At 59.4% G+C, this 26,107-nt stretch carries 19 protein-coding genes and 1 pseudogene; 13 read left to right on the forward strand and 7 right to left on the reverse strand.

Annotated elements, in window-relative coordinates:
* Nucleotides 1-31: 31 nt before the first annotated feature.
* Nucleotides 32-307, forward strand: a complete 276-nt coding sequence (locus AXG89_RS38920) for a DUF3253 domain-containing protein (protein ID WP_075358348.1) — start codon at nucleotides 32-34, stop codon at nucleotides 305-307.
* Between the two features lie 9 nt (nucleotides 308-316).
* Here AXG89_RS38920 and AXG89_RS38925 read toward each other — a convergent pair whose 3' ends face one another.
* Both AXG89_RS38925 and AXG89_RS44550 read right to left on the reverse strand, forming a co-directional pair.
* Entirely contained in the window at nucleotides 317-1,099 is a 783-nt protein-coding gene (locus AXG89_RS38925) for a class I SAM-dependent methyltransferase (RefSeq protein WP_075358349.1), read from the reverse strand.
* 83 nt (nucleotides 1,100-1,182) lie between these two features.
* Nucleotides 1,183-1,368 (reverse strand): sensor histidine kinase, encoded by a 186-nt coding sequence (locus AXG89_RS44550; protein WP_335672024.1) that lies wholly within the window; start codon nucleotides 1,366-1,368, stop codon nucleotides 1,183-1,185.
* A gap of 125 nt (nucleotides 1,369-1,493) precedes the next feature.
* Between AXG89_RS44550 and AXG89_RS38930 the strand changes: the two genes are divergently transcribed.
* Both AXG89_RS38930 and AXG89_RS38935 read left to right on the forward strand, forming a co-directional pair.
* Nucleotides 1,494-2,162, forward strand: a complete 669-nt coding sequence (locus AXG89_RS38930) for a porin (RefSeq protein WP_335672015.1) — start codon at nucleotides 1,494-1,496, stop codon at nucleotides 2,160-2,162.
* A 362-nt stretch (nucleotides 2,163-2,524) separates the two neighbouring features.
* The gene (locus tag AXG89_RS38935) at nucleotides 2,525-3,661 is read left to right on the forward strand and encodes a porin (RefSeq protein ID WP_075358450.1); all 1,137 of its coding nucleotides are present in this window, start codon (nucleotides 2,525-2,527) and stop codon (nucleotides 3,659-3,661) included.
* Nucleotides 3,662-3,715: 54 nt separating this feature from the next.
* Here the strand turns inward: AXG89_RS38935 and AXG89_RS38940 are convergent.
* Nucleotides 3,716-4,542, reverse strand: a pseudogene (locus AXG89_RS38940) (IclR family transcriptional regulator).
* Nucleotides 4,543-4,790: 248 nt separating this feature from the next.
* Here AXG89_RS38940 and AXG89_RS38945 point away from each other — a divergent pair.
* From AXG89_RS38945 to AXG89_RS38955, 3 genes are all read left to right on the forward strand, one after another.
* Nucleotides 4,791-6,245 (forward strand): MFS transporter, encoded by a 1,455-nt coding sequence (locus tag AXG89_RS38945; protein WP_075358451.1) that lies wholly within the window; start codon nucleotides 4,791-4,793, stop codon nucleotides 6,243-6,245.
* Nucleotides 6,246-6,288: 43 nt separating this feature from the next.
* The gene (locus AXG89_RS38950; RefSeq protein WP_075358452.1) at nucleotides 6,289-6,699 is read left to right on the forward strand and encodes a TIGR02594 family protein; all 411 of its coding nucleotides are present in this window, start codon (nucleotides 6,289-6,291) and stop codon (nucleotides 6,697-6,699) included.
* Nucleotides 6,700-7,019: 320 nt separating this feature from the next.
* Complete coding sequence (locus AXG89_RS38955) at nucleotides 7,020-9,122, forward strand: DUF6600 domain-containing protein (RefSeq protein ID WP_119024822.1); 2,103 nt, start codon at nucleotides 7,020-7,022, stop codon at nucleotides 9,120-9,122.
* A gap of 37 nt (nucleotides 9,123-9,159) precedes the next feature.
* Here AXG89_RS38955 and AXG89_RS38960 read toward each other — a convergent pair whose 3' ends face one another.
* Together AXG89_RS38960 and AXG89_RS38965 are read right to left on the reverse strand one after the other, a co-directional pair.
* Nucleotides 9,160-9,954: a polysaccharide deacetylase family protein gene (locus AXG89_RS38960; RefSeq protein ID WP_075358453.1), complete on the reverse strand. Its 795-nt coding sequence runs from the start codon at nucleotides 9,952-9,954 to the stop codon at nucleotides 9,160-9,162.
* 29 nt (nucleotides 9,955-9,983) lie between these two features.
* Nucleotides 9,984-11,078, reverse strand: a complete 1,095-nt coding sequence (locus AXG89_RS38965) for a glycosyltransferase family 4 protein (RefSeq protein WP_075358454.1) — start codon at nucleotides 11,076-11,078, stop codon at nucleotides 9,984-9,986.
* Between the two features lie 753 nt (nucleotides 11,079-11,831).
* Between AXG89_RS38965 and AXG89_RS38970 the strand changes: the two genes are divergently transcribed.
* From AXG89_RS38970 to AXG89_RS38980, 3 genes are all read left to right on the forward strand, one after another.
* Nucleotides 11,832-12,458 carry an alpha/beta hydrolase gene (locus AXG89_RS38970; protein ID WP_205583107.1) on the forward strand — a complete coding sequence of 209 codons (627 nt, stop codon included), beginning with the start codon at nucleotides 11,832-11,834 and terminating at the stop codon, nucleotides 12,456-12,458.
* An 80-nt stretch (nucleotides 12,459-12,538) separates the two neighbouring features.
* Entirely contained in the window at nucleotides 12,539-13,138 is a 600-nt protein-coding gene (locus AXG89_RS38975) for a GNAT family N-acetyltransferase (RefSeq protein WP_062002089.1), read from the forward strand.
* A 986-nt stretch (nucleotides 13,139-14,124) separates the two neighbouring features.
* Entirely contained in the window at nucleotides 14,125-16,401 is a 2,277-nt protein-coding gene (locus tag AXG89_RS38980) for a hypothetical protein (RefSeq protein ID WP_075358351.1), read from the forward strand.
* Nucleotides 16,402-16,768: 367 nt separating this feature from the next.
* On the opposite strand, the gene AXG89_RS38985 is transcribed toward AXG89_RS38980, so the two are convergent.
* Nucleotides 16,769-17,779 carry a LysR family transcriptional regulator gene (locus AXG89_RS38985; RefSeq protein ID WP_075358352.1) on the reverse strand — a complete coding sequence of 337 codons (1,011 nt, stop codon included), beginning with the start codon at nucleotides 17,777-17,779 and terminating at the stop codon, nucleotides 16,769-16,771.
* Nucleotides 17,780-17,960: 181 nt separating this feature from the next.
* Between AXG89_RS38985 and AXG89_RS38990 the strand changes: the two genes are divergently transcribed.
* Genes AXG89_RS38990 through AXG89_RS39005 form a run of 4 tightly spaced genes read left to right on the forward strand, consistent with a single transcriptional unit; the run spans nucleotide 17,961 to nucleotide 24,716 of the window.
* On the forward strand, nucleotides 17,961-18,776 hold the full coding sequence (locus tag AXG89_RS38990) for an alpha/beta hydrolase (protein ID WP_075358353.1): 816 nt from the start codon (nucleotides 17,961-17,963) through the stop codon (nucleotides 18,774-18,776).
* A gap of 43 nt (nucleotides 18,777-18,819) precedes the next feature.
* Complete coding sequence (locus tag AXG89_RS38995) at nucleotides 18,820-20,004, forward strand: efflux RND transporter periplasmic adaptor subunit (RefSeq protein WP_075358456.1); 1,185 nt, start codon at nucleotides 18,820-18,822, stop codon at nucleotides 20,002-20,004.
* Between the two features lie 32 nt (nucleotides 20,005-20,036).
* A complete protein-coding gene (locus tag AXG89_RS39000; protein WP_075358354.1) occupies nucleotides 20,037-23,231 on the forward strand; it encodes an efflux RND transporter permease subunit in 3,195 nt (1,064 codons plus the stop codon).
* Nucleotides 23,232-23,234: 3 nt separating this feature from the next.
* A complete protein-coding gene (locus AXG89_RS39005) occupies nucleotides 23,235-24,716 on the forward strand; it encodes an efflux transporter outer membrane subunit (protein WP_075358355.1) in 1,482 nt (493 codons plus the stop codon).
* A 49-nt stretch (nucleotides 24,717-24,765) separates the two neighbouring features.
* On the opposite strand, the gene AXG89_RS39010 is transcribed toward AXG89_RS39005, so the two are convergent.
* The gene (locus AXG89_RS39010) at nucleotides 24,766-25,941 is read right to left on the reverse strand and encodes a lactonase family protein (protein WP_075358356.1); all 1,176 of its coding nucleotides are present in this window, start codon (nucleotides 25,939-25,941) and stop codon (nucleotides 24,766-24,768) included.
* Nucleotides 25,942-26,107 lie beyond the last annotated feature (166 nt).

Consider the following 26,107-nt stretch of genomic DNA (forward strand, 5'->3'; position numbering starts at 1 on the left):
GCGCGTATGGCCATCACTTACCCGGCGGCTTATGAATATCGACGATACGACCATCGAACGCTGCATGATGAAGCTGCTATCCGAGCGCCGCGAGGAGTCGTCCATTTGCCCCTCGGACGTCGCGCGTGCTCTCGCCTCCGATGAAACCGTCTGGCGCGCATTGATGCCTGCTGTGCGCAAGGTTGCTGCAGGGCTCGCCGAGGCGGGCGTCGTGCGCATCACGCGGGGCGAGACCACGCTTTCGCCCGATGAGATCGATCACGGTCCCATCAGGCTGCGTCGCGGGCGTGGGTTCGTAGCGAACTGAGCATTCGCATCAGCCGAGTTTCTGCACCGAAAACGCAGCCGTTTCATAAGGAACCGTGACAACGTCCTTGCCGGCAAGCTCGGGTTCCGATGCAATCAACGCACTGACCTCGCGATCGATCGCCGTCCGTTCATCCGCTCCCAACGCGGCAATAAAACTCGTCGAGCGCACACGGTTGATGATCACGTCCTCAAGCGAACCGGTATGGCCTTGCTTGAAATGATGTTCATCGATGGGACCGAGTCCTTCGAACGGAAACGCCGCGCGCCACGCGCCGGTGTAGTAGCGCGGCGTGTCGCCTTCCACGCGATTGACAATCGCATCGAGTCTTGCGACCCAGGGAACGCGCGCATCGCGCAGATTCCAGATCAAGCCGAGTGTGCCGCCCGGCTTCAACACACGATGAATCTCGACCAGCGCCGTGTGCGTTGCGAACCAGTGAAACGACTGCGCGCAGACGATGGCGTCGACGGATGCATCGGGTAACGGGATCGCATCGGCCGTGCCCGGGCGAGCATCGACCTGGGGGAAGCTTGCAGCCAGCTTTTCGAGCATGCCCGCAACCGGTTCGACCGCGATGACATGCGCACCGGTCTCGATCAGGCGCGGCGTGAATTTGCCCGTGCCCGCGCCCAGATCGACCACCGTCTTGCCGGCTTCGAGTCCAAGCTGATCGCGCAACCAGACCGCGACCTCGGGCGGATAGTCCGGCCGCCCGCGTGTGTATGTGTTCGCCAGGCTTGCATAGCCTTCCGCCGCAGCGTGGTGTACGCCGTCAGTTCCTGTGCTCATTGTTTGCTCCCGCTTGTGTGGTTCAGTGGTTCGACTGCGGACAGCATAAATAATCTTGCTGTGAATTGCCAACGAGAACATCGTCAAGCGCGCGGCAAGGTCAACACGGCGCCCAGTCCGCGCGTCGGCCGGTTGCGTAAGACGAGTGTTCCACCGTGTGCCATCGCAATGGCTTTTGCGATGGTCAGCCCCAGTCCCGAGCCGTGCGTTTTTCCCGGATGTGCCCTGAAATAAGGTTCCGCTTCGGTACGGTGACGCTCGGGCGTCAGACGATTCGGTCGTCGATTATGTCGCGCCGCTCAGCTTCACCGGCCGTCATCCAGGCGGCAACAACCTGTCGCCGCATCCGTACGACAACGACAATCTGAACAACTCGTTTCGTGTCGATAACGCCGTGAAATTCACCAGCGTCCCCTATGCGGGCCTGAAGTTCGGCGCGCTGTACGGATTCTCGAACGAGGCAGGCGGCTTCGATGACAACCGCCTCTACAGCGCCGGCGCATCGTATGAAACCGGGCCGTTCACGATCGCCGCGGGTTACCTGCAGGCGGACAATCCGGGCGTAAACAACACCGATGGCGCGATCACGCTGACCGACCGTACGTTCATCGCTTCATTGCAGCGTACTTATGGCGCCGGTCTCAACTATGCGCTCGGCGCGGGCCGGGTCGGCTTCGTCTGGACGCGCACTCAGCTCGGTGGTCTTGCAACCATCAATGGTGCGAACAGTCTTGGCCTCAAGCAGAACCGGCAAGGCGCGGGTTTCAACAACTTCGAATTCAATGCCAGCTATCTTGTGACGCCGTCGGTGGCGCTTAATGGCGCATACACCTATACGAAAGGCGTGATGTCGATCGCGACGGGCGAACATGAACCGGCGTGGCAGGATGTGTCAGTGCAGGCGGATTACTCCCTCTCCAAGCGCACCGATGTGTACGTTCAGGCTACCTATCAGCACCTAAGCAGCGATGCCTCGGGACTGACTGCCGACGTCAGCGGGCAATCTCCATCGACGAAAAACGAGCAGGTCGTGACCGCGGTGGGATTGAGGCACCGGTTCTGATGCGTTAACCGCAACAATGCGTCGCGCCTCCTGTTCAAGATATTCCAAAGTGTTCCACACCGTGTCGGTTCAACACGGCTTCAATAATCGCCGACTACCGAAAACGATATCGACGCGCCAACGAAGCTCGAATGGACCGTTGATGGGTAACGCTTTGCCATTCTGTTGCGCGATCAAGGCGCATCAAACAGACACGCTCTCACGCGTAACCATTTTTCCCGATAGCAACGCTTGGTAACGAACCGCGTGGCCGCTGACCAACGGCGCGCGCCAAACGCTGCGGTTTAATGACCTCCGTCCATTCGACGCACGGCGACATCGATTGGCAACTGACTAAGCATCGTTTTTTCGGAGAAACAGAAATGAAGAAATCCCTTATGGCTCTTGGTGTGTTTGGTACCTTCGCCGGAGCAGCTAATGCACAGAGCAGCGTGACGCTATACGGCCTGATCGATGCAGGGCTCACGTACACCAACAACCAGGGCGGCAGCAAAAACATCCAGGCAACGAGTGGCCAGGTGAACGGCAGCCGCTGGGGACTGCGCGGCGCGGAAGACCTGGGTGGCGGATTGAAAGCCATCTTTGTGCTGGAAAACGGCTTCAGCATCGATAGCGGCAAGTTCGGCCAGAACGGCGCAGAGTTCGGCCGCCAGGCCTACGTTGGTTTGTCGAGCGATCAGGCAGGCGCCGTGACGCTGGGACGTCAATACGATTCAGTGGTCGACTATCTTGGACCGCTTGCATTGACCGGTACGTCATTCGGCGGCACCCAGGCCGCGCATCCGTTCGATAACGACAACCTCGACAACTCGTTCCGAATCAACAACTCGGTCAAATACCAAAGCGTCAATTACGGAGGCCTGAAGTTCGGCGGCCTCTATGGTTTCTCGAACGCAGCGGACGGCTTCTCCGATAACCGCGCATACAGCTTCGGCACGTCATATAACTACGGGCCTTTGAATGTTGCCGCAAGCTATATGCAATTGAACAACGCAGGCTCGACGCTCAACGCGTCGGGCGCTGTGACGAGTGACGCCACGTTCGCAGCAGCGCGTCAGCGCACTTACGGCGCAGGCGTGAGCTACGCGTTCGGCGCCGCAAATGTGGGCTTTGTGTTTTCGCAAACGCATCTGGACGGCGCGACGGGCATCGGCGCATCGGCATCGGGTACGACGAACGGCTTGACGCTGGCAGACGGCAGCGCGCGCTTTACCAACTACGAGGTGAACGGTCGCTACAACCTGTCGCCCGCGTGGACGCTCTCAGGCGCCTATACATTCACCGATGCAAAGCTCGATGGCGTCAGCCCGAAATACAACCAGGTGACGCTGCAGACGGCGTATGCGCTCTCCAAGCGCACGGACGTCTATTTGCAGGGCGTGTATCAGCACGTGAGCGGTACGGGTGATTCGGGCCTGACGGCGGATATCAACGGGCTCAGCGCGTCATCGACCAATAGCCAGGTCGCGGGAACGATTGGCTTGCGTCATCGGTTCTAACTACTAAAGTGTGAATGGAGCCGGGACGACAAGCCCGGCTCTTTTTGCTTGAGCTCAGCGCGATCCCGGGCCCATGCCTTCGGCGATCGCACGGCATGCGTCCTTGAGCGGCGCAATGTAGGTGTCGAGTGGTGAACCGCTCTTTCTATAAAGCGGAATGCTGATGCTGACACATGCAAGCGGCTCGCCATTCGAGCCCAGGATCGCGCTTCCGTAGCAGAAGATCTGCTCTTCGTTTTCTTCGCGGTCTTCTGAATAACCGCGGGCATGCGTTTCGTCCAGTTCGGCATCGAGTGCTGAACGCTCCACGATGGTATTGGACGTAAAGCGCTCGAAATGCAGCGGCGCCAGCAAGGCATCGCGTTCGGCGCGTTTGAGCGATGCTAGATAAGCCTTGCCCACCGAGCTTGAATAGAGCGTGACGCGGGTACCGATTCGCGAAGCCATGCGTACGGCCTGAGGGCTTTCAAGCTTTTCTATGTAGACCATTTCAGAACCGCTGCGCACCGCGAGGTGCACGGTTTCCTGGGTTGCATCGCGCAACACCTGAAGCGGTTCGCTCGCCGCAACGCGCAAGTCCGAGCGCTCCCAGCTACGGCTTGCCAACGACAACAGGCGTGGCCCGAGCGAATAAGCGCCGCCGTGCGGACTCTCGACGACCAGCCCTCGGCAATCAGCGCACCGACAATCCGGTACACCGTCGGCCGCGGATAACCCGCCAGCGCGGTGAGTTGCGCAATGCCGGGAGGTGTCTGTGCGTCGGCAATGCACTGCAGGACGGCCAGGAACTTCGAGAATGCCGCGGTCCCGGTCGGCTTGGCGTCTTCGGGGACGTCAGGCGTAGCCGGCTTGTCGATGGCGTTCGAGGATGGTTTGGGCATGGCGTTGAAAGAACTGGACGGCCCGCAAGACAGCAAGGAGCGCGAGCGGTGACGCGAACGATTATAACGGCGGTTTTCGCTGACGGCCCAGCGTGTTGCGCGCAGACCGGATGGCACGCGGCTTGGGGATACGTAATAATGCGAAGCGGGCCCGCGCATACCTGCGCAAGCCCTCGGACCATCAACCAGTACGTGTCGCCGATTGCGGCGCGGCGGCCAGCATTGCGCCGCACAACCCGGGGTTATCGATGAGCAACAACGCGTCGCCTGCACCATCCGCTGCCCGCTGGCTGCCCTACATCGTGGCGGGAACGTTCTTCATGGAATACCTCGACACGACGGTCATTGCAACCGCATTGCCGCAAATGGCGAAGTCGTTTGGCGTCGGCCCCAACGCGCTCAGCCTCGGCATGACCGCGTACATGCTCGCGCTCGCAATCTTCATTCCGGTGAGTGGCTGGGTCGCGGATCGCTTCGGTTCGCGCACGGTGTTCTTCGGCGCGATCGTTGTGTTCATCGTGGCGTCGGTGTTGTGCGGCATGTCGAATTCCGTCGCCGAGTTCACGGCGGCGCGAGTGCTTCAAGGCGCCGGCGGGGCGATGATGGTCCCGGTCGGCCGCCTGATCGTGGTACGAAGCACCGAGAAAAGCCGCCTCATGCAGGCCATCTCGACCATCACGTGGCCTGCCATTGCAGCGCCGGTCATCGGGCCGCCGGTCGGCGGGTTCATTACGACCTATGCTTCATGGCGATGGATCTTCTTGCTGAACGTGCCCTTCGGCCTGTGCGCCCTCGTTGCCGTCGCCATGCTGGTCCCGAACCTGAAAGGCGCGGAACGCAAGCCGCTGGACGTGATGGGCCTCGTGCTCAGCGGCGCGTCGCTGACGGCCGTGCTCTATGGCGCGGAGCTCGCCAGTCAGCCCGCCAGCAATCCGTGGCTTGCGGGCGGGATCGTGCTTGCCGGATTCCTGATCGGCTATATCGCCGTCCGGCATGCGGCGGGGCATCCGCATCCATTGATTGATTTCTCGACGCTGAAGATTCCAACCTATTCCGTCACGGTCTTGACGGGGTCGTTGACACGCATCGGCATTGGCGCGGTACCGTACCTCATGCCATTGCTGTTTCAGATCGGCTTCGGGCTTTCCGCCTTCAAGTCGGGCCTGTTGCTCCTTGCGAGCGCGCTGGGCAATCTCGGCATGAAGGCATTGACCACTCGCATCCTGCGGCGCTACGGGTTCAGGAACGTATCTATCGTAGCGGTAGCCACGGCCGGAATCTTTACTATCGCGTGCGGCATTCTCACGCCCGACTCGCCGCTTGCGTGGGTCCTGCTCGTGGTGTTTGTGTATGGCGTTGCACGTTCAATGCAGTTCTCGCTGCTCGCCACGCTGGCTTATGCCGACGTCGGCCAGCCGCAAATGAGCGCCGCGAGCACGTTATGGAGCGCGGCTGCGCAAATGACAATCGGCCTGGGCATTGCTTATGGCGCGGTAGCGTTGCGCGCGGGCGCTGCGATCAACGGTGAAACGACCGGCACCGAAAGTCTTCATTTTTCACTCGATGACTTCAGGCTCGCGTTTCTCTTCGCGGGCGTGCTGACTCTGGTTTCCGTCTATGGATACTTCAAGGTCGCGCGCGATGCAGGGCAGAGCGTAGGTGGCGGATCGATGCGTCAGGATGCATCGCAGAAAAGCAGTTGACGCGAACAAGCTCATGATCCGCAACCCCGATCCGCACACATGGATGTCATTGGCGCTCGCCGAGCGCGGTGTGCGGCGCTTCGGGCCGGGAGAGACGAATCCACGCATCGTGGCATATAACGCGCATACGAATCTTGCTGGCTATGACGACAAGGTCTCGTGGTGCGCGTCGTTCGTGAACTGGTGCATGGCGAATGCGGGTTATGGCGGCACAGGGTCAGCGCTTGCACGTTCGTGGCTTGAGTGGGGACGCGTGCTCGATCAGCCGGAGTATGGATGCATTGCCGTGCTCTCACGCGACGATCCGGCCAGCTGGAAGGGGCACGTCGGCTTTTATCTGCGCCATGACGACGACGCCGTATATCTGCTCGGCGGCAATCAACTGGACGAAGTGCGCGAGCTCGCCTACCCGCTTGCCGATGTACTCGGCTACAGGTGGCCAGACCCGGTTTGATCGAGCCTGGCAGGCACTGGATCACGGCAGCAGACGCAACGCTTGGCGCCGTCCGGATCACGAAAATAAGCGCGACCATGATCCGTAACGCCAACGTAGACATGTGAAAGCATTGCAACATCCTATGATCAACCCGCAGCATGTCAGCAGTTTGAAATGAGACACGCCTGACGGCGTAAGGTTGGCCCCCGACGCAAGCGGCCATGGCAAATGTCACGTCATCGATTGCAACCGAGTGTATGAATTGTGAAGCAGGTCATCCATGCTTCGTGCGTCGACGTTATATATGTACGCAAAATCATAATTCCGGAGATGCACCAATGACCCCACGCCTGCGCCGAACTCATGCCGCCGTATTGACCGCCACCGCATTGGTCGCGGTTTTATCGACACCCGCCTGGGCGCAACAAGCCGTACCGTCTCCTACCGCGCCCGGTGCCGCGGCAAGCGATCCACCCGGCCGCGTTGCACGCCTGAACTACTTCAACGGCAACGTGACAATGGAACCTGCGGGCGAAACCGAATGGTCCTACGCGCAACTCAACCGGCCGCTGACCACGGGCGATCAGGTCTGGACGGACAACGGCGCGCGGGCGGAACTTCATATCGGGTCGACGGCGTTACGGCTCAACCAGCAAACGGCGTTGAGCATGGTTGATATCGACGATGCCACCCTGCAGCTCAAGGTCACGCAAGGGTCACTGTCCGCGCATGTGCGCGCGTTGCCTCCCGGGCAGAACATCGAGATCGATACGCCGAACGTTGCCTTGCAGGCATCGAGCGCGGCCGAATTTCGTGTCGATGTCGCGCCCGATGGCAACTCCACCACGGTAACGCTGCGAAGCGGCAGTGCCATGCTGTACGGCGATGGCGGCTCGTTGCAGATGACCGCCGGCCAGCAAGTCAGATTCACCGGCGTGAACCTGCAGCAACAAGCGGCCGGACCGGCGCCGGGCCTCGACGCATTCGATCAGTGGATCATAAGCCGCGACAGGCTGGAAGATGCTTCGGTATCCGCACGATATGTATCGCGTGAAATCCCGGGCTATGAAGACCTCGACGCAAATGGCACATGGCGCACTGATCCATCCTATGGCGAGGTGTGGGTGCCGACGGTGGGGGTATCGGCGAACTGGGCGCCTTATCGCGAGGGCCACTGGACATGGATTGCGCCGTGGGGTTGGACTTGGGTCGATGACGCCCCGTGGGGATTTGCACCGTTCCACTATGGACGCTGGGCGTACCTCGGCAATGCGTGGGCATGGGTGCCGGGGCCGGTGGTTGCCGCGCGTCCCGTGTATGCGCCCGCGCTGGTCGCGTTTGTGGGCGGTGGCGGTGGTTCCCATTGGGGTGTCGATCTTGCGATAGGCGGCGCGGTGGGTGCGGGTGTTGCCTGGTTTGCGCTCGGGCCGCACGAGCCTTGGCATCCGGGTTCGGGATACAGCCCGAGCTATTACAACCGCGTGAACAATAATGTGAACGTGCACAACACGACGATCGTCAACAACATCACGAACGTTCACAACACGTACATCAATCAGCGCGTGCCAGGTGCGATCGTCGCGGTGCCGGCGAACACGTTCGTGCATGGGCAGCCCGTGGCGCAAGCCGCGCGTGGCCTGACGCCGGAGCAGATCGGCCGTGCACAGATCGGCGCGGGGACGCCCGGTATTGCGCCGGTACGTGGCAGTTTCACGGGCGGCATGCGCACGGCATCGGCTGGCGTGCCGCCTCAGGTGGCACAGCGGCAGGTGGTCGCAACGCGAGCGCCGGCGGTTCCTGCTGCCTATCGCGACACGCTTGCGCAACGGTTTGCAAGCGGCGGCGGACACGTCGAGGGTGCGGGCGAGCCGATCGTGCGCACGACTGTTCCTGCTGCATTCTCGCGCCCAATCAACCGGAACGCCCCCGCAGCGCCTGAGGGGTATCGTCTTGTGAGCCGGACGGCAAGTCGCCCGGTTACGTCACAAGGCGCGCCGACTCGAAACGTGGGACAAAATGTGCCGCAAGAGGAAGGGCACAATCCACAGGCTGCGCAGCCGGCACAGCCGCATCCGCCGTTGGCAGCGCAAGGGGGCGCCCCGAGGCCTTTCGTCAATAACGCCGCTCATGATCCCGCGGACCATGCGCCGAGGCCCGAACAGCAGAACGAGGCGCAAGGGGCGCGGCAAGCACAGCCGCAAGCGCAATCTCAATCTCAACCGCATGCGCTGAATGAGCTGGCACCGCATGCGCTTAAAGGACCACAATCCGAACCGCGGCCCGAACCGCGTCCAGAGGCAAGACCCGAGCACGAAGCGCCGCATGCCACGCCACCTGTACAACACGCGGATTCACATCCGCAGCCGGCGCGGCCGCCCGAGCATGAGCAACACCAGGAGCATCAAGAGCACCAGGAGCATCACGACGAACACGCAAAGTGAGAAGAGGGCGGCCATCCCGCGGCCCGTACAATGCAATTTACCGCTTGAGCTTCAGATAAGCGCGGCTAAGGAGAGGCCGGCTATGCACCCATAATCTCGATGCAAGCCACGACGCCGGCTTGTCACGCACTTCGAGCCTGTATATGGAGTGCTCGCCGGCGTGCTCGTTGCTGACGTTCGGCGCCATCTCGCACGTGTAGAAATGGCGGAAGCCGGCTTCGCGAGCAACACGCAGGTAGTCATCGTCGAAGAAACCTTGCGGCCAGCACAAGTGATCCGACACTTCGCCCATGCGGGCGCTGAACGCTTCGCGAGCATCGATCAGATCACGCTTGAGGCCGGCGCATTTCTCTGCGCGATTCGCGGCCACTTTGTCCCAGCGCAGATGGCTATGCGTATGGCTGTGGAATTCGAAGGTGGCTGCACGACGCATCGCATCTATCTCGGACCATCGCAAGATCGTGCGATCGGGTTCTCCGCCTTGTATTGCGAGATCCCCTTCACGATGCCCCAGCAACTCGGGCAGCGCACCACCGGTCTGCGCGTTCGGGCGCGGCGCGCCTTCGCCGGGCCAGCTTGTCACGAGAAAGCACAGGGCAGTGAAACCGTGCTTCTCGAGGACTGGGTGCGCGTGGACCCAGTTGTCGAGATATCCGTCGTCGAAAGTCAGAACCACGGATTTCGGCGGCAGCGGCTCGCCTGCGAGGAACGCGCTCAGTTGCGCCGCGCCCGCTGTCCTGTAGCCCGCTTCTGCGAGGTATGCCATTTGCGCTGCAAAATGAACAGGCGAAACCGTGATCATTCCAGGCGACGTGCTGACATGGTGATACATCAGCACCGGCACCGCTCGCGCCCGCTGCGTCACGCGTTGGACCGGCGCTCGCGGATGCCGCGCCGGTAGAAGTCGATGGTTTCGTCGGCCATGCCGTCCACCGTGAAGCTGGCATCCGTCAGAAGGCGGCCGGCCACCCCGAGTTGCACACGCAGCCGGGGGTTATCGATCAGCCGCGCCATGGCCGCGCGCAACGCGGGAATATCGTGCGGTGGCACGAGCAGGCCATTGATGCCATGCGTGATCAGTTCGGGCACGCCATCCACGTCGGTTCCGATCACCGGCAAGCCCGCAGCCATGGCCTCTATATAGGATTGCCCCAGCGCTTCCTGATGCGTCGGCAGCACGAAGAAATCGCAGCCTCGCAGCACGTTCGGAATGTCCGTGCGAAAGCCCAGAAGATGGATACGATCAGAAAGGCCCATACCATCGACGATATTCTTTATCTTTTCGAACCACGGGCCATCGCCGGCCATCACGACATGCAGATTGGGACGCTCCGCGAGCATCGGCTGGACTGCGTCGATCAGGTCCTCATGGCCTTTTTTGTCGCGCACGATCGCAACCATGCCCGCGATGACTGCGTCGCCGTCGAGCCCGAGTTCCGTGCGCAACGTTGAATGTAAAAGCGGCTCGGGTTTCACAATACCGTCATAGATCGTTTCTACACGACCCTTCGATACCCCGGCGGAGATCAGGTACTCGCGTACATGCCGGCTCACCGCGATCACGCGATGCGGAATCCACGTGTAGGTCGCAAGCGAACTGATAGGCAACGCGAGGTGGCGCGTACGTACGACCAGCGGCGTACTCGCCAGGCGGCCGGCGGTTCCGGCCACGATGCTGTCATGCCCGCTATGCGTGTTAAGCACATCGAATCTGCGGCGCGAGAGCAATGACTTGATCGTCAGCATCGACTTCACGTCGGCGCCGCCCTTCATGCGGGCGTGATGAACAATAAAGCCTTCCTCTTTCGCGCGCACGCCCAGGCGAGCTTCTTTCGGGCAGACCACCTCGACCGTGTGTCCGCGTGTGCGCAATATGATCATTTCCTTGAGCGTCCGATGTTCCTGACCGCCCCATCCGGTGGATGATTCGCTGTGTAGTACGCGCAATGACTTCATGGTCCGCTTTCCCGCTTTGGGCGACATGTAACTGGATCGTATCGGTCCGTAATATATCGTAATAATCGAGAAGATTAGCGGTTAATGAAGAAAAAATCCTGGGTTTCATCACCTGAGGAAAAATCTGCCGGGGAGTTCAGGCTATCAAAGGCGCAAATCCCTAAACGTCAGGCTGGATGGGCCTTGTGGGGCGGGGGATAGACAGAGGATTAGCAAACGTTTGCAGAAAAAGAATTGGCGATCTCAAATCTTCTTGCGGCGGTCACGAATATAAATTTCGAGCTTTGAACGTACTGGAAAATCGTGGTTCGTTTGGACTAGAAACTAAAATTGCGCAATGCCGAGCGCTGACGGGCGGCTATCGTACGAACCGTGTTCACATATGTTTTGAGTATGGAAGGGTGGTATCGAATATATTTTACATCCGGGCCGGGGGTTTATATCCTATCGCCGGCCTGCGGTTTGCCGGGCGCCGTCATGCATCGTCCAGGCAGCGAAAATCAATTCTTGTTCAACCCCGAAGGAGGGGTCAATGCTTCAACCCCGGTATGCACGCATTTGCCTGACAACGATTTGCTGTCTTCTTGGAACTCACGCATTGGCTCGCGACATTCCTCATCACGCTCAAACGATAAGCTCCGAGGCCGACGAACCGCTTCAGTCCGGTGGCGGTACGGTAAGCGATCTGCCGTTGGAGGGCAGTAACTTCCAACGAGTCTTGTATTTACCCCCGCGCGCGATGCCAAAGGCCTGATGATCATGTTTGCGGGAGGCGCGGGCGAACTGGATATCGACAAGCACGGACGCATCAAGAACGCAAAGAACTTCGTGGTGCGGTCGAGCGACCTCTGGCGCGAGCGCGGCTATGGCGTGTTGCTGGTCGATGCACTCGATCATCGATCGTTGCGAGGCCAGCGCAGCACTGCAGCGTATGCCGGGGTTATCGCAAGGATAGTTGCTTTCGCGCGCGAGACGACCCGCGCGCCGCTGTGGGTGCTGGGCACGAGTCAAGGGTCTATCGCTGCGATGAATGCAGCATCGCACGCGGGACAAAACGGGATCGCGGGTTTGATCCTGACCGAGTCGGTCTCCATTCTTGGTGGTTCGCACGAGACCGTCTTCGATTCACACCCCGAGAACGTTCGTGTTCCTTCGCTGGTCGTTGCGAACCGCGATGACCAATGCAAGGTCGCGCCGCCATCTATGGCGAACGCGATCGCGCAAGGCATTCACAACGCACGGGTTACCGTGTTGAACGTGAGCGGTGGCGTTCAGCATTCGCAGGACAACTGCGGCTCTTTGACGCCGCATGGCTACTACGGTATAGAAGACAAGGTCGTAGACGGCATTGTCGACTGGATGCAAAAGACGCGACCTTAGTGTTCGCTCAAACCGCTACGTAAGGCATCGTGTGCCGGTTGAATTAAGATTGATGCCTCCATGAAAACGGCTGGAAGACGATGACCACAGACGCTCTTGATACCAACCGGCCCACGTTGACAGGTCATTTCATCGAACTTCGTCCGCTTGAGGGAACGCACCAGGACGCGCTTCTCGAAGCCTCCGCGGATGGCGAGCTGTGGAACATGAAGGTGACGGTCGTCCCCGGACCGGACACAGTGGATGGGTACATTGCCACTGCGTTGGCCGGGCGCGAGACAGGGGCGGTCATGCCATTCGTCATTGTCAGGCGCGAGAGCGGCGAGGTACTTGGCAGTACCCGCTTCTGGAAGATCGATCGCATCAACAGGAAACTCGAGATAGGGCATACATGGTTGCGTGCATCTGCCCAGCGCACAGGTGTCAATACTGAAGCAAAATATTTGCTGCTCGCTCATGCATTCAATGTCATGAGCGCAGTGCGTGTCCAGTTCACAACCGACGAACTCAATGAAACATCGCGAGCAGCCATTTTGCGAATCGGCGCCAAGCAGGAAGGCATTGTTCGGCACGAACGCATCATGCCGGATGGCCGCAAACGCAATTCGGTGCGCTTCAGCATCATCGATACCGAATGGCCGGCGGTCAAAGAGTCCCTGGAGCAAATGATGGTGCGATAGACAATCGGCGCAATTCCAGCGCCGTTGGACTTGCTTTTAAATGGCCCGTTTTTGCGACTGCTTTCGCGCAAACGGGCCATTTTGTTACCTCGCCGTCTATTGATCGGGTTCGCAAAAAACATTCGATTAATCATACGAAATACCGTGATCAGTATTATTTACTTTAAATATTAACAAAAGGTAACTTCATACTATAGGGAAGCCTTAAATACTGAAAGCTTCGTGGATTTTGTTTCACGTGAGGATGAAATTCTCACTGCTTGCGATTTTGGGGAGAGACGCAGTGCATCAATCGGTCACTGAGGAACTATTACTTATTTCAAAGTCTTTCCACCACGTTACACGGATGAAACGTTTTTTTGCGAATATAATTCGTCTGCCCCGACCACCCCGTAAGTAATACCTGTGCAGAACTGCAGCGCGGTCGAACATGGCAGGAATTACGTGTTTGGAGGTACGAGCGAAATCCGGTAATGCGGGTGTGAGGCCTCCCGCGTGGAGTATCGGATGACGCGTTAATGTGCTGGATGTTGCAGCCCAAGCGATTAGTTCTGTCGCTTGATCGTTGGGAATAATTCAGCGTTGGCTGAATAGTAAGGGCTTCTAAATTTGTTGATAGGGTAGGCGGAGTTCGACTTTGGTTTGGCGTGAATCAAGCGGCTAAGAAGTGGTTCGTCCGGTTCTTGCTGCTCCACGCAGCGCATCCGCCCATGGCTGCAAGCAACACACCGCTAGATGCACGCGAGCTCTGGAATTATTTAGGATCGCATAGGAATAACGCATTTTCGATGCTACTTTGAGGGCAGGCCTGAACACGCCGGTTTAATGGCAAAACGCAAGAAAGCTTCAGATTCATCAGCAACGGACGCGATCACCGCGTTTTCAGCTTTACCTCTTTCAGTACATCAACAACGCATACGCTGGACGGCTTCGATCGATCTTGCTGACTCCCCGGGGAAACCTGCTTTTAGCGATACATACGGACTATGATGAAATACTTAAGACTACTTCCGGTTGCAGCCGCGACAATGCTGGCGACATTTGGTGTGCAGAACGCGCAAGCGCAATCAAGCATCACGATCTCCGGCACGCAATACAAGTTGTGCGGTCAGGAGAATGACAACTGCACGTTCTCGGGAACCGGATCGGTCGTGTTTGGCGCGGTTCCGCCCAACGCGCCGTCGAGCATGCTGACAAGCCCGCGTACCTTCAGCAATGGAGTGGGATGCTATGTCGGCGCGGTTTCGCAGTCCGATCCCGCCTACGGTTATGGCAAGTCGTGCTGGGTCAGCCTGGCAGCGGCGAGCACGCCTCCCGCCACCTCGACGCCAGCACCGAGCAAACCCGCGACTACACCTACGGCGCCCGCGACCACTACACCGGTGACGTCGACCCCGACGCCCACAGCGCCCGCGACCACGACTCCGTCCACCCCGGCGACGACCCCGACGACCACGCCTTCGACTTCGACACCGACCCCGACCACATCGGCCATCACGTGCGGTTCTCCGACGCAGACGGCGGGCGGCTCGGGTAGCGGATTGATCAGCGCCGACACGCCGACCACTGACGGTCTGCGTATATTCCAGAACAACGTACCGTTCAAGCTCGCGATCACGACGAACTCTCCGGCGGCGGATACCGTTGTGTGGTCCGTTGCGGACTCGAACGGTTCCATCAAGACGCAGGGCAGTTTCCCGGTCAAGTCCGGCGCGCAGACGAACAGCATTTCGTGTACATCGACGTGGTCTGGCTACGGCGCGCTTACCGCGACCCTGCAGTCACACGGCGGCACGTTGCCAAGCAGCGGCACGCGTCCAATGGGCATCGCGACATTCGGCGTATTGCCGAACCTGAGCTCGGTGCTCGGTACGGTGACATATGCGCATCAGGACCAGCATCGCTTCGGCATGCAGGGTTTCAACGGCAACATCGCCGCGTTGCGCGCATTGGGCATTTCGTGGACCATCGACGATCGTCAGGTGTCGGCAATGGAACCCAACGGCCCGGATACGTACACGCCAAGCGTCAACGATCTCGACCCGTTCTACAAGACCAACCCTGATCAGATGCGCATTGTGCGTCTCGATGGACTGCCTACATGGGATTCGAAGACGGGCCAGTTCAACGACAGCTACTACGCGCCGTCGAATATGCCGGAATTCCAGCGATTCATGGCGAAGGTCGGCACCGACACCAGCCTGATCCGCGCCGCGAATTACCCGAACCAGCAGAAGAACTATTACCAGGTGACGTGGGAGCCGAGCCTCGGCTGGGCAGACAGTGACGCGAACTTCGTGGCCATGTACAAGGCTGCTTACGAAGGCATTCACTCGACCGATCCGAACGCGGTCGTAATGGGCACGGGTAATCCGTTCGCCGCGAATTGCGATACGTGCACGACGGGCTACCTGAAGAAATTCGGCGCGCTGGGTCTGTGGAATTACATCGATGCAGTTTCGACGCATGGCTACTGGAACGCAGGCACCTTCCCGGCGCATCCGCCTGAGCTGCAGGACTCCGATCCAGATCCGGCGAACCAGGCCAACGCGCTCGACAACCAGATGACGCAGTTGCGCGCTGTCATGCAGGCAGGCAAGCCGAACATGAAGCTGTTCTTCACGGAAGCAGGCGTGAGCTACGACCCGGGTCTCAACTACGGGCCCACGGTACCGTCGGCGAACCAGTTGTTTGCTCATGCGGCAGTTGGTGCGCGTGCACACATCATCACATTGGGCGGCGGCGCACAGGTCACCACGCTATTCTTCGGCCCCGACTATCCGGGCGAAGTGGGCTATGGATCATTCTTCGACCTGAACAACGCACAAGGCTCTTTTGGTGCGACGAACTTGTCGCCGAAGCCTGAAGCCATGGCATTCGCCACGATGACGCGTGCACTGGACGGCACGAACACGCTGGGCCGCGTCAACGGCACGCCGTCGGGGACCTTCGCTTATGCGTTCCAGCAACTCGGCAACGGCAAGGTCGTGACCGCTGCATGGACACACAGCAATGCGCAATGGCCGGCAACCGGCGGCCAGTATAGCCAGACGTACACGAGCGCCTATTCGCTGCAAGTCGACAATGCCGGCACGTCGGGCAACGTCACCAAGATCGATGGCTATGGAAACGTAAGCACGGTTCCCTATACCAACGGCAAGGCGACGCTGACGCTCACCGAAGTCCCGCAGTACATTGTGTCGAACAACGCGACGGTTGCGAAGGCCAACTCGACGGTGCCGGTCGGATATACGGGGCAATAAGAAGCAAGGCAGTTTTCGCGCAGCAGACTTTCGACGCGCCGTGAGCAGGACTGGCGGTGCGTGAAGAAAGCCTTGAATGCCTCGTGGATAAAACCACGAGGCATTTTTTTGTCCACGCGAATGAACCGGCGATACACCAAAGAAAAAAGCCCCGGATCTCTTGGGCAGATCCGGGGCCGACCGTGAAGAGACAAGGAGAGGAGTGATCTCCACGGTAAAAGGTGTTGTGCAGGCGCCGTCAAGCGCTGGTGCATCAGCCAACACCTTAAACAAAACACGACCGTGGATAAATACGCTTGCAGCGAATTGATTCTTCCGATGTCACGAACAATCGGAGATTTGAGTCTTGGCGAGACCGCGGTTCAGTTCAGGCGAATGCTTCGACAGTTGCATCGACAGCATGCGCATTGGTGTATGGCGCCAGACCGTACTGCGCGTCAGCAATGACGCAACGGCCTTCCTGATCGACGACACTCGACATCAGCGGGCAGCTCTCGAACAACATAGCAATCCACTCCACGAACACGCGAACCTTCGGTGCGAGATGCCGGTTATGCGGATAAACCGCGGCAATCGGCATGGGCGCGGGTTTCCATTGCGGTAATACTTCCACTAGCGCGCCCGAGCGCAAGTGCGGCAACAACATGAACCGGGGTGACTGGATGATCCCGGCTCCCTGAACGCCGCACATCACATAGGCGTCGCCATCGTTGACCGCAAGCGTGCCGCGCATCTTGACCGATGTCGTCTCCTGGTCGATCACAAAGCTCATTTCGTTCATGCGGCCCGTGCCGTTCGAAAAATATTGCACGGCGTGATGCTGACGCAGATTGTCCAGACTCGTGGGTTCGCCATATTGTTCTATGTAGGCGGGACTTGCTGCTGTCAATGTCTGAAGCACACCAAGACGTCTCGCCACAAGGCTCGAATCCTCCAGCTCTCCGACTCGAATTGCACAGTCGACACCTTCCTGCACGAGGTCCACGGGTTTATCGCCGAAACCGACCATCAATTCGATGTCCGGATAACGCTCGCGAAATTCGGGCAGCCGCGGCATCACGACCAGCCGCCCGACGGAGCCGGGCATGTCGATACGCAGCTTGCCGCGTGGCCCTTTTCCCGTATTCGATAACGCGTCTTCCGTCTCGTCTATCTCGGCGAGGATGCGTATGCAACGTTCGTAGTATTCCGCGCCTTCGGGCGTGAGGTTCAGGCGCCGTGTCGTGCGTTGCATCAGGCGCACCCGCAAATGCGCTTCGAGATTCTTGATGATGGTCGTGGTGGACGCGTGGGGGAGATTTAGCGAGTCTGCGGCGCGCGAAAAACTGTTCATCTGCACGATCTTCGTGAACACCTGCATTGCCTGTAGCCGGTCCATGTTGTCTCACTTTTTCAAGCAGAAATGGGCAGGTTCGATCGCGCCGGACTTGATGAAGTCCCGATTGTTCCAAGCGAGCGAATTGTGTTCTGGATTATAACCATTTATCAGAATTGCGCTGAAGTCCACAATCCGCCACATCGCAACTTTGGCGGAATGACGCTGACACGTCACACGAAACATGCAATCGACGAGGGATTCGACGCTTAGCATCGAAGAGGTTTCCATTACCGGTCACGCGCAGATCATTCGCTTGCGCAGCTATCACCCCGCGTCAAAAGGCGCGCTCTTGCCGATCGTCATCTATTTTCACGGAGGCGGTTTTGTGCGCGGGTCGCTGGACATGGCGGACGCTGCTGCTAGCGCTATTGCACGCGAGACGCCGGCGTGGGTGGTCTCGGTCGGTTATTCGTTGTCGCCCGCCTTTCCATTTCCTGCGGCTCTCGAAGATGGTTATCGCGCCACGCAATGGGTGGTCGCAAATGCTCGTGCGCAAGGAGCGGATGCAAAGCGCATTGGTGTTGCGGGCCACGATGCCGGCGGCAATCTGGCGACATGTCTTGCGGCTGTCGCCCGCGATCGCGGTGAATTTGTTTTCGCCGCTCAAGCGCTGCTTGCGCCTTTGCTCGATCCAAGCATGACACGCATGGCCGACGAAAAAGAAATCGTTGATCCCGATCTGGGTGCGAGTGAATGCGCTCAGTGTTATCGCGCGTACTTGCCCAATGCATCGCAATGGTTGCATCCGTATGCAGCGCCAATTGAATCGCGCAGGCTTGCAGGCTTGCCGCCCGCGCTGATTGCGAGCGCTCAGCACGACCTGTTGCATGTTGAAGCCGAAAAATATGCAAGCGAACTCATCGCGGCAGGGGTGCCTACCGAGGTCATGCGGCACGGCAATGCATCTCACCACGAACTGGGAACGCATCCAGCGGCGCTCGCTGATGTCGTGAGCTTCTTTAAAAAGCGGCTGCCTGCAAAAGCGCAGAGACGCTGAGCCTTCTTAGCGATTCAAATCGGAGCAAAAAATGTTCACGCAAATGTCCCAACCGCGAAAGCGCAAATATGCAGTGCTTGGCGCAACCGTCGTTCTTGTTGGCGCCGGCGCGCTGGCCGCATTCCATGGTCACGGCGATTCGCCTGTCAACGCTGCGGTTGCCGCAGCAAGCGCAGCGCCGCCCACGGAAGTCGATGTCGCCGCGGTAGTCGCCAAATCCATAACGGATTACCAAAGCTATTCCGGACGCCTCGAGGCTATCGATAAGGTCGAGATCCGACCCCTCGTTCCCGGGACCATTGTCGCGGTGCATTTCAAGGACGGCGCTTTAGTCAGGAAGGGCGATCCGCTGTTCACGATCGATCCGCGTCCTTATGTGGCGGAAGTGGATCGTGCGTCGGCGCAACTGGCTGCGGCTCAGGCGCGCAACGGCTACACCTCCACGGATGCGGCCCGCGCAGATCGTTTGCTTGCCGATAACGCCATCGCCAAGCGCGATTACGATCAGGCGCAAAACGCCGCACGCGAGGCGCAGGCAAATCTGAAGGGTGCACAAGCGGCGCTTGAAACGGCGCGGATCAATCTCGGATACACGAACATCGTGGCGCCTGTCTCGGGTCGGGTATCGCGTGCCGAGATGACGGTGGGCAACATCGTTTCGACTGGATCGAGTGCACCTTTGCTGACGACGCTGGTCTCGGTTTCGCCGATCTATGCATCCTTCGATGTCGACGAGCAAACGTATCTGCGTTATCTCAGCCACGACTCGCGCGCGAGCGTCCCGGTGTCCCTTGGCCTTGCCAACGAAGACGGCTACTCGCGCGACGGCAAGGTGGATTCGGTCGATAACCGCCTGGATACAGGCTCGGGAACGATCCGCGTGCGCGCACGATTCGACAATGCCGATGGTGCCTTGCTTCCCGGACTCTACGCGCGTGTGAAGGTGGGCGGCGGCGCACCGCACGCGGCAGTGCTGGTCGACGACGCGGCCATCGGAACGGATCAGGACAAGAAGTTCGTGATGATCGTCGATCACGACAACCGCGCGCAATACCGCGAGGTCACGCTTGGCACGCAGAGCGAAGGGCTGCGCGTGATCGTCAAGGGTCTTCAGCCGGGTGATCGGATCGTGGTCAACGGCTTGCAGCGCGTACGTCCCAATGACGTGATCAAGCCAAACGCCGTAGCCATGTCGAGCGCGTCGCCCACGCCCAGGAACGCTTCTTAGGACGTGTTTCCAACGCAAATAAAGATACCGTCATGAACATCTCAAAGTTTTTTATCGACCGTCCGATCTTTGCGGGCGTGTTGTCGATGATCATCCTGCTTGCCGGGGTGATCGCCATGTTCAACTTGCCGATCTCGGAGTATCCGGAGGTCGTGCCCCCGTCGGTGATCGTGAATGCGCAATATCCGGGCGCCAATCCGAAAGTGATCGCGGAGACGGTTGCGTCTCCGCTAGAGGAGCAGATCAATGGCGTCGAGGACATGCTGTACATGCAGTCGCAGGCGAACAGCGACGGCAAGCTGACGCTGACGGTCACGTTCAAGCTCGGCGTGGACCCGGACAAGGCGCAGCAACTCGTGCAGAACCGGGTATCGCAAGCGCTTCCGCGGTTGCCTGAAGACGTGACCCGTCTTGGCGTGACGACGATCAAGTCGTCGCCCACCCTCACCATGGTCGTGCATTTGATCTCGCCGAACGATCGTTATGAAGGGACCTATCTTCGCAACTATGCGCTGATCAACGTCAAGGACCGGCTCGAGCGAATCCAGGGCGTGGGACAGGTCGACCTGTGGGGTGCCGGCGACTATTCCATGCGCGTATGGCTCGACCCGTTGAAGGTCGCGCAACGCAACATGACCGCTACCGACGTGGTCAACGCCATCCGTGAGCAGAACGTGCAGGTCGCGGCAGGCGTGATCGGGTCGTCGCCGACTTTGCCCGGTGTTCCGCTGCAATTGAACGTCAATACGCAAGGGCGCTTGCAGACCGAAGCGGAGTTCCGCGACATCGTGCTGAAGACATCGCCCGATGGCGCTGTCACGCACCTGCACGATGTTGCGCGCGTGGAGCTCGCAGCATCGGACTATGCGCGCCGTTCGCTGCTCAACAACAAGTCCGCGGTCGCGTTGACGATCTTCCAGCAACCCGGGGCGAATTCGCTGCAGATTTCTGACGAGGTCCGCAAGACGATGAAGGAATTGCAGGTCGATATGCCGCCGGGCGTGAAGTACGACATCGTCTATGACCCGACGCAGTTCGTGCGGTCCAGTATCGATGCTGTAATTCATACGCTTCTGGAAGCCATCTCACTGGTTGTATTGGTGGTGATCGTGTTCCTGCAGACATGGCGTGCATCGATCATTCCTTTGCTTGCGGTTCCGGTTTCGATTGTCGGGACTTTCTCCTTGCTGCTTGCGTTCGGGTTCTCCATCAACGCGTTATCGCTGTTCGGAATGGTGCTTGCCATCGGCATTGTGGTGGACGATGCGATCGTGGTCGTCGAAAACGTCGAGCGCAACATCTCTTCCGGGTTATCAGCGCGTGACGCCACGTATCAGGCAATGCAGGAGGTGAGCGGGCCGATCATCGCGATTGCGTTGACGCTTGTCGCGGTGTTTGTGCCGTTGGCTTTCATGTCGGGCCTGACGGGTCAGTTCTACAAACAGTTCGCGATGACCATCGCCATCTCCACGGTGATCTCGGCGTTCAACTCGCTGACGTTGTCACCGGCGCTCGCGGCACTCTTGCTCAAAGGCCACGACCAACCAAAGGATTGGCTCACGCGCGGCATGGACCGTGTGTTCGGCGGTTTCTTCCGCCTCTTCAACAAGGTGTTTCATCGCGGTTCGGAAAGCTATAGCAAGGGCGTGTCCACCATTGTCAATCGCAAGGCGCTGATTCTCGGCATCTATGTGGTGTTGCTCGGCGGCGCGGTGCTCATGGGCAAGATCGTCCCCGGAGGGTTCGTACCCGCGCAGGACAAGCAATATCTGGTGGGTATCGTCCAGTTGCCTAACGGGGCATCGCTCGATCGCACGGAAGAGGTCGTGCGTGAGATGGGTGAGATCAGCAAGAACGTGCCGGGCGCAATCTCGGCCGTGCAATTCCCCGGCTTATCGATCAACGGCTTCACCAACTCGTCGAGCGCGGCCGTTATTTTCTTTGGCCTGACGCCGTTCGACGAACGCAAGTCCAGTTCGATCACGGCGGCCAATGTTGCTGCCGAACTCAACAAGCGCTTTTCGACCATCAAGGGCGCGTTCATTGCGGTATTTCCACCGCCGCCCGTGCTCGGGCTGGGAACGTTGGGCGGCTTCAAGTTGCAGATCGAGGATCATCAGGCATTGGGCTATTCCGCCTTGAACGACGCAACTCAGGCGTTCATCAAACGTGCGGCGCAAACGCCTGAACTCGGGCCTTCGTTCTCGAGCTATCAGATCAACGTGCCGCAACTCAATGTGGATCTGGATCGCGTGAAGGCGAAGCAACTGGGTGTATCGGTTACCGATGTATTCAGCACGATGCAGGTCTACCTCGGTTCGTTCTACGTGAACGACTTCAACAAGTTCGGCCGCGTTTACCAGGTGCGGGTGCAAGCAGACGCGCCGTTCCGTTCCAGCGCTGAAGATATCGGCTTGCTCAAGACGCGCAACGCAAACGGCGAGATGGTGCCGCTGTCATCGCTCGTGAAGGTGACGCCGACATTCGGTCCGGACATGGTCGTGCGCTACAACGGCTACACCGCGGCCGATATCAACGGTGGTCCTGCACCAGGTTATTCATCGGGTCAGGCCCAGGCGGCCGTGGCGCGTATCGCCGCCGAAACCTTGCCGCGCGGTTTCAAGTTCGAATGGACCGACCTGACGTATCAGCAGGAGCTGGCCGGCAACGCGGCGCTGGTGGTGTTCCCGATCAGCGTGCTGCTCGTGTACCTCGTGCTCGCCGCGCTGTATGAGAGCCTGACCTTGCCGCTCGCGGTGATCCTGATCGTACCGATGAGCATTTTCTCCGCGTTGCTCGGGGTCTGGCTGACGCATGGCGACAACAACATCTTCACGCAGATCGGCCTGATGGTGCTGGTGGGCTTGTCGGCGAAAAATGCGATTCTGATCGTGGAGTTCGCAAGGGAGCTCGAAATGCAGGGGCGAACCATCATTGAAGCGGCCATCGAGGCGAGCCGTTTGCGGCTCAGGCCAATCCTGATGACATCGATTGCTTTCATCATGGGCGTGGTGCCGCTGGTGACTTCTTCAGGCGCAGGCTCCGAGATGCGCCGCGCGATGGGGATCGCCGTGTTCTTCGGCATGCTTGGCGTCACGCTGTTCGGGCTCTTGCTCACGCCCGTGTTCTACGTCGTGCTGCGCAAGCTCGCGGGCAACGAACACGTGGTGGACAAGCATGGCAAGCATCCGCATATGCGCGGTATCGACGCTTCAGTGGAGGCCTGAGAAATGACGACTGGAACCATGACGCTCTCGGGCTTGCTGGCGTCCCTGATGATTTTCGCCGGCTGCTCGCTTGCCCCCGTTTATGAAAAGCCGGATGTGAATGCGCCGGAGGCATTTAAGGAAACGCCCTTGAGTCCCGCCCAGTCTGGAACATGGAAGACGGCGCAGCCGTCCGATCAGGTTGCACGCGGCCAATGGTGGAGCATCTTCGATGACGCCACGCTGAACGACCTGGAGCAGCAGGCATTCGATGCCAACCAGAACCTCAAGGCGGCGGTGGCGCGAGTCAGGGAGTCGCGCGCCATCCAGCAAACGGCGCGTGCCGGCTTGTTCCCGACCATAGATGCAGGCTTCGGTCCGACGCGCGAGAAAGTCACGCCGGCGTCGTTGCTGCAACCTGATGGTATCGACGTGCCGTCCCAGACCTTGTGGCGCGCGCAAGCGACCGCGTCTTATGAAGTGGATCTCTTCGGGCGTGTATCGGATTCGGTCAAGGCTGCAAGTGCGGACTCGCAGCAAAGCGAGGCGTTGCTGAGATCCGTGCAACTTGCTCTGCAAGCAGACGTGGCTCAGAACTACTTCAACTTGCGCGAGTTGGATTCGGAACTCGATGTCTACACGCGCACAGTTTCGCTGCGCGAACAGACGCTGGCGTTGGTGCAGCATCGCTTCAATGAGGGCGATATCAGCGAACTCGATGTGGCCCGCGCGAAGTCCGAACTTGCAACAGCCCGTTCCGATGCTATGACTGCCCAGCGCTTGCGTGCGTCGTCGGAGCATAGCCTGGCGGTCCTGCTCGGCAAAGCGCCGGCGCAGTTCTCGATGGCGGCGAATCCGCTCGTGCCGGTGCAGATTCGTGTGCCTCCTGGCTTGCCGTCCTCATTGCTGGAACGCAGGCCTGACATTGCAGCGGCGGAACGCGCGATGGCAGCAGCGAATGCGCGGATAGGCGTGGCGAAGTCGGCATATTTCCCATCGCTGACACTGACTGGCGCGGCAGGCGTGGAGTCGGCCACGCTGGGCGATCTCTTCAAGTGGTCGAGCCGAGCGTTTCTTTTAGGGCCGCTGGTCGGAACGGCGCTTACTGTACCGCTCTTCGATGGTGGGCGCCGCAAGGGCAACCTCGCGAACGCGCGCGCCGTATTCGAGGAAGACGCGGCGAATTATCGGCAGCACGTACTGGTTGCGTTCCAGGAAGTCGAAGACAACCTCTCCGACTTGCGGATTCTGGAGGATCAGACGCGAACGGAAGCGGAGGCGGTGAGTGCGTCGAACCGGGCTGCGAGTTTATCGAGGATGCAATACAAGGAGGGCGCAGTGAATTACCTCGATGTGATCGATGCCGAACGTACTGCGTTGCAATCTCAACGTGCTGCGGTGCAGCTCTCCGGCGTGCAGGCGGTAGCGACGGTGAACCTGATACGGGCGTTGGGCGGTGGCTGGGGTGACGCTCCCGCCGCAGACGCAAGCATTGCGCAGCGTTGATCGCCAATTGCATGGCGGCCTGAATCGTGCCGCCATGCCAAGGGATGACTCAGGTGCCAGTCAGGCCCTGCAAACTTATCTTCGATTGGGTGTTCGCCGGTTGCTCACCAAGCTTGGTGAGCGTCCCGTTCACGCCGATCGAATACGCAACGATCTTGTCGTCGCCGGCGTAGTCCTGATAAAGGAACTTGCCGTCCGGACTGACCCACGAATCGTTCGCGAAGCCGGATGTAGTCGATAACACCGGCGGTTCGCTCGCAGCCGATGCATTGGCCAATGAGAGCTTGCCATTGCCGTCGAGCGAGAACAACGAGATCGCTCCGCTGCCACTGCTTACGTAGACGAACTTGTTGTCAGGCGTTATTGCAATCCAGCAAGGCGCTGCCTGCCCTGTCACCGCGACAGGCCCGCTTAGCGGAGTAAAGCTGCCGCTGCTCGCGAATGAGTACGAACTGGCCGTGCCGCCCGCGGCGTCGCTCGTGGCGTACACGCCTGCCTGAGCGCCTTGACCAAAGACCCCTCCGAACGGCCCTACACCTACCGATGTTGAACTCACCACTTGTCCCAGTGTTCCGTCGGCGTTGATGGGGTAAGCCAGCAACGCATTGGCGGGCTGTACCGGCGTCAGTGTTTTCAGAAAGCCGTTCACAATAACAAACTTGCCGTCGGGGCTGACGCTGACTTCGGTTGGAAGGGCGTCTTGCTGGACGACGGGGTAGGTTCCAATGGATGTCAGTTTGCCATCCGGTCCAACGCGATATGCGCCCAGCTCATTCACGCCTTGCTGATGCGTGACGTAAAGCACATTGTTTGCAAAGGCGAGGGACGTCGGTCGGGTGCCGCCTGTCGGCGACACTGCGAGAAGCGTGAGCGTGCCCGACGTCTTGTCGATGGAAAATGTGCTCACGGTATTGTCGCCGGCGTTGGCAACGAAAAGCTGCGAGCCGTCTGTGCTGGTGATGACGCTATGGTTACTCGTCAACGCATCGGGCGCCACGATGTTCCCCATGAAATAGTTGACGCCGTTCGTTCCTTTGCCTCCGGTGAGCACGGCGGGTTGTTTCGTCAACGTGCCATCGGCGTTGCGGATGAAATGCACGACCGCATTCGTGGAATCGTTCGTCTGTGCGAAAAGCTGCGACACGGCAGGCGCGGAATCATTGCCGCCGCCGCAGGCAGCGACGAGTGTCACAACACCGGTCGCCATTGTGAGTTTCTTGAACACGTGTACCCCTCCTTATCTGGTCAGTTGGATTTGCATCTGTGGTGGATCTGACCTTAGTTCGTCGTGTCCGTGAAGCTGGTTACAGCGGCGGCATATTTATCTGGCATCGCGCTGATGCGCCGCGCAATTGCTGTCCGTGCAAAGCTCCTTGAAAAGAATAGAATCG

The sequence above is a fragment of the Burkholderia sp. PAMC 26561 genome, assembly GCF_001557535.2.
Lineage (GTDB): Bacteria > Pseudomonadota > Gammaproteobacteria > Burkholderiales > Burkholderiaceae > Caballeronia.

Excerpts from the sequence above, each read along its gene's own strand:
- AXG89_RS38945 (WP_075358451.1), top strand. The coding sequence starts at position 4,791 with ATGAGCAACAACGCGTCGCCTGCACCATCCGCTGCCCGCTGGCTGCCC.
- AXG89_RS39005 (WP_075358355.1), top strand. The coding sequence starts at position 23,235 with ATGACGACTGGAACCATGACGCTCTCGGGCTTGCTGGCGTCCCTGATG.
- AXG89_RS38950 (WP_075358452.1), top strand. The coding sequence starts at position 6,289 with ATGTCATTGGCGCTCGCCGAGCGCGGTGTGCGGCGCTTCGGGCCGGGA.
- AXG89_RS38920 (WP_075358348.1), top strand. The coding sequence starts at position 32 with ATGAATATCGACGATACGACCATCGAACGCTGCATGATGAAGCTGCTA.
- AXG89_RS38965 (WP_075358454.1), bottom strand. The coding sequence starts at position 11,078 with ATGAAGTCATTGCGCGTACTACACAGCGAATCATCCACCGGATGGGGC.
- AXG89_RS39000 (WP_075358354.1), top strand. The coding sequence starts at position 20,037 with ATGAACATCTCAAAGTTTTTTATCGACCGTCCGATCTTTGCGGGCGTG.
- AXG89_RS38985 (WP_075358352.1), bottom strand. The coding sequence starts at position 17,779 with ATGGACCGGCTACAGGCAATGCAGGTGTTCACGAAGATCGTGCAGATG.
- AXG89_RS38980 (WP_075358351.1), top strand. The coding sequence starts at position 14,125 with ATGATGAAATACTTAAGACTACTTCCGGTTGCAGCCGCGACAATGCTG.
- AXG89_RS38975 (WP_062002089.1), top strand. The coding sequence starts at position 12,539 with ATGACCACAGACGCTCTTGATACCAACCGGCCCACGTTGACAGGTCAT.
- AXG89_RS38955 (WP_119024822.1), top strand. The coding sequence starts at position 7,020 with ATGACCCCACGCCTGCGCCGAACTCATGCCGCCGTATTGACCGCCACC.
- AXG89_RS38960 (WP_075358453.1), bottom strand. The coding sequence starts at position 9,954 with ATGTATCACCATGTCAGCACGTCGCCTGGAATGATCACGGTTTCGCCT.
- AXG89_RS38935 (WP_075358450.1), top strand. The coding sequence starts at position 2,525 with ATGAAGAAATCCCTTATGGCTCTTGGTGTGTTTGGTACCTTCGCCGGA.
- AXG89_RS38925 (WP_075358349.1), bottom strand. The coding sequence starts at position 1,099 with ATGAGCACAGGAACTGACGGCGTACACCACGCTGCGGCGGAAGGCTAT.
- AXG89_RS38970 (WP_205583107.1), top strand. The coding sequence starts at position 11,832 with ATGATCATGTTTGCGGGAGGCGCGGGCGAACTGGATATCGACAAGCAC.
- AXG89_RS38990 (WP_075358353.1), top strand. The coding sequence starts at position 17,961 with ATGCAATCGACGAGGGATTCGACGCTTAGCATCGAAGAGGTTTCCATT.
- AXG89_RS38995 (WP_075358456.1), top strand. The coding sequence starts at position 18,820 with ATGTCCCAACCGCGAAAGCGCAAATATGCAGTGCTTGGCGCAACCGTC.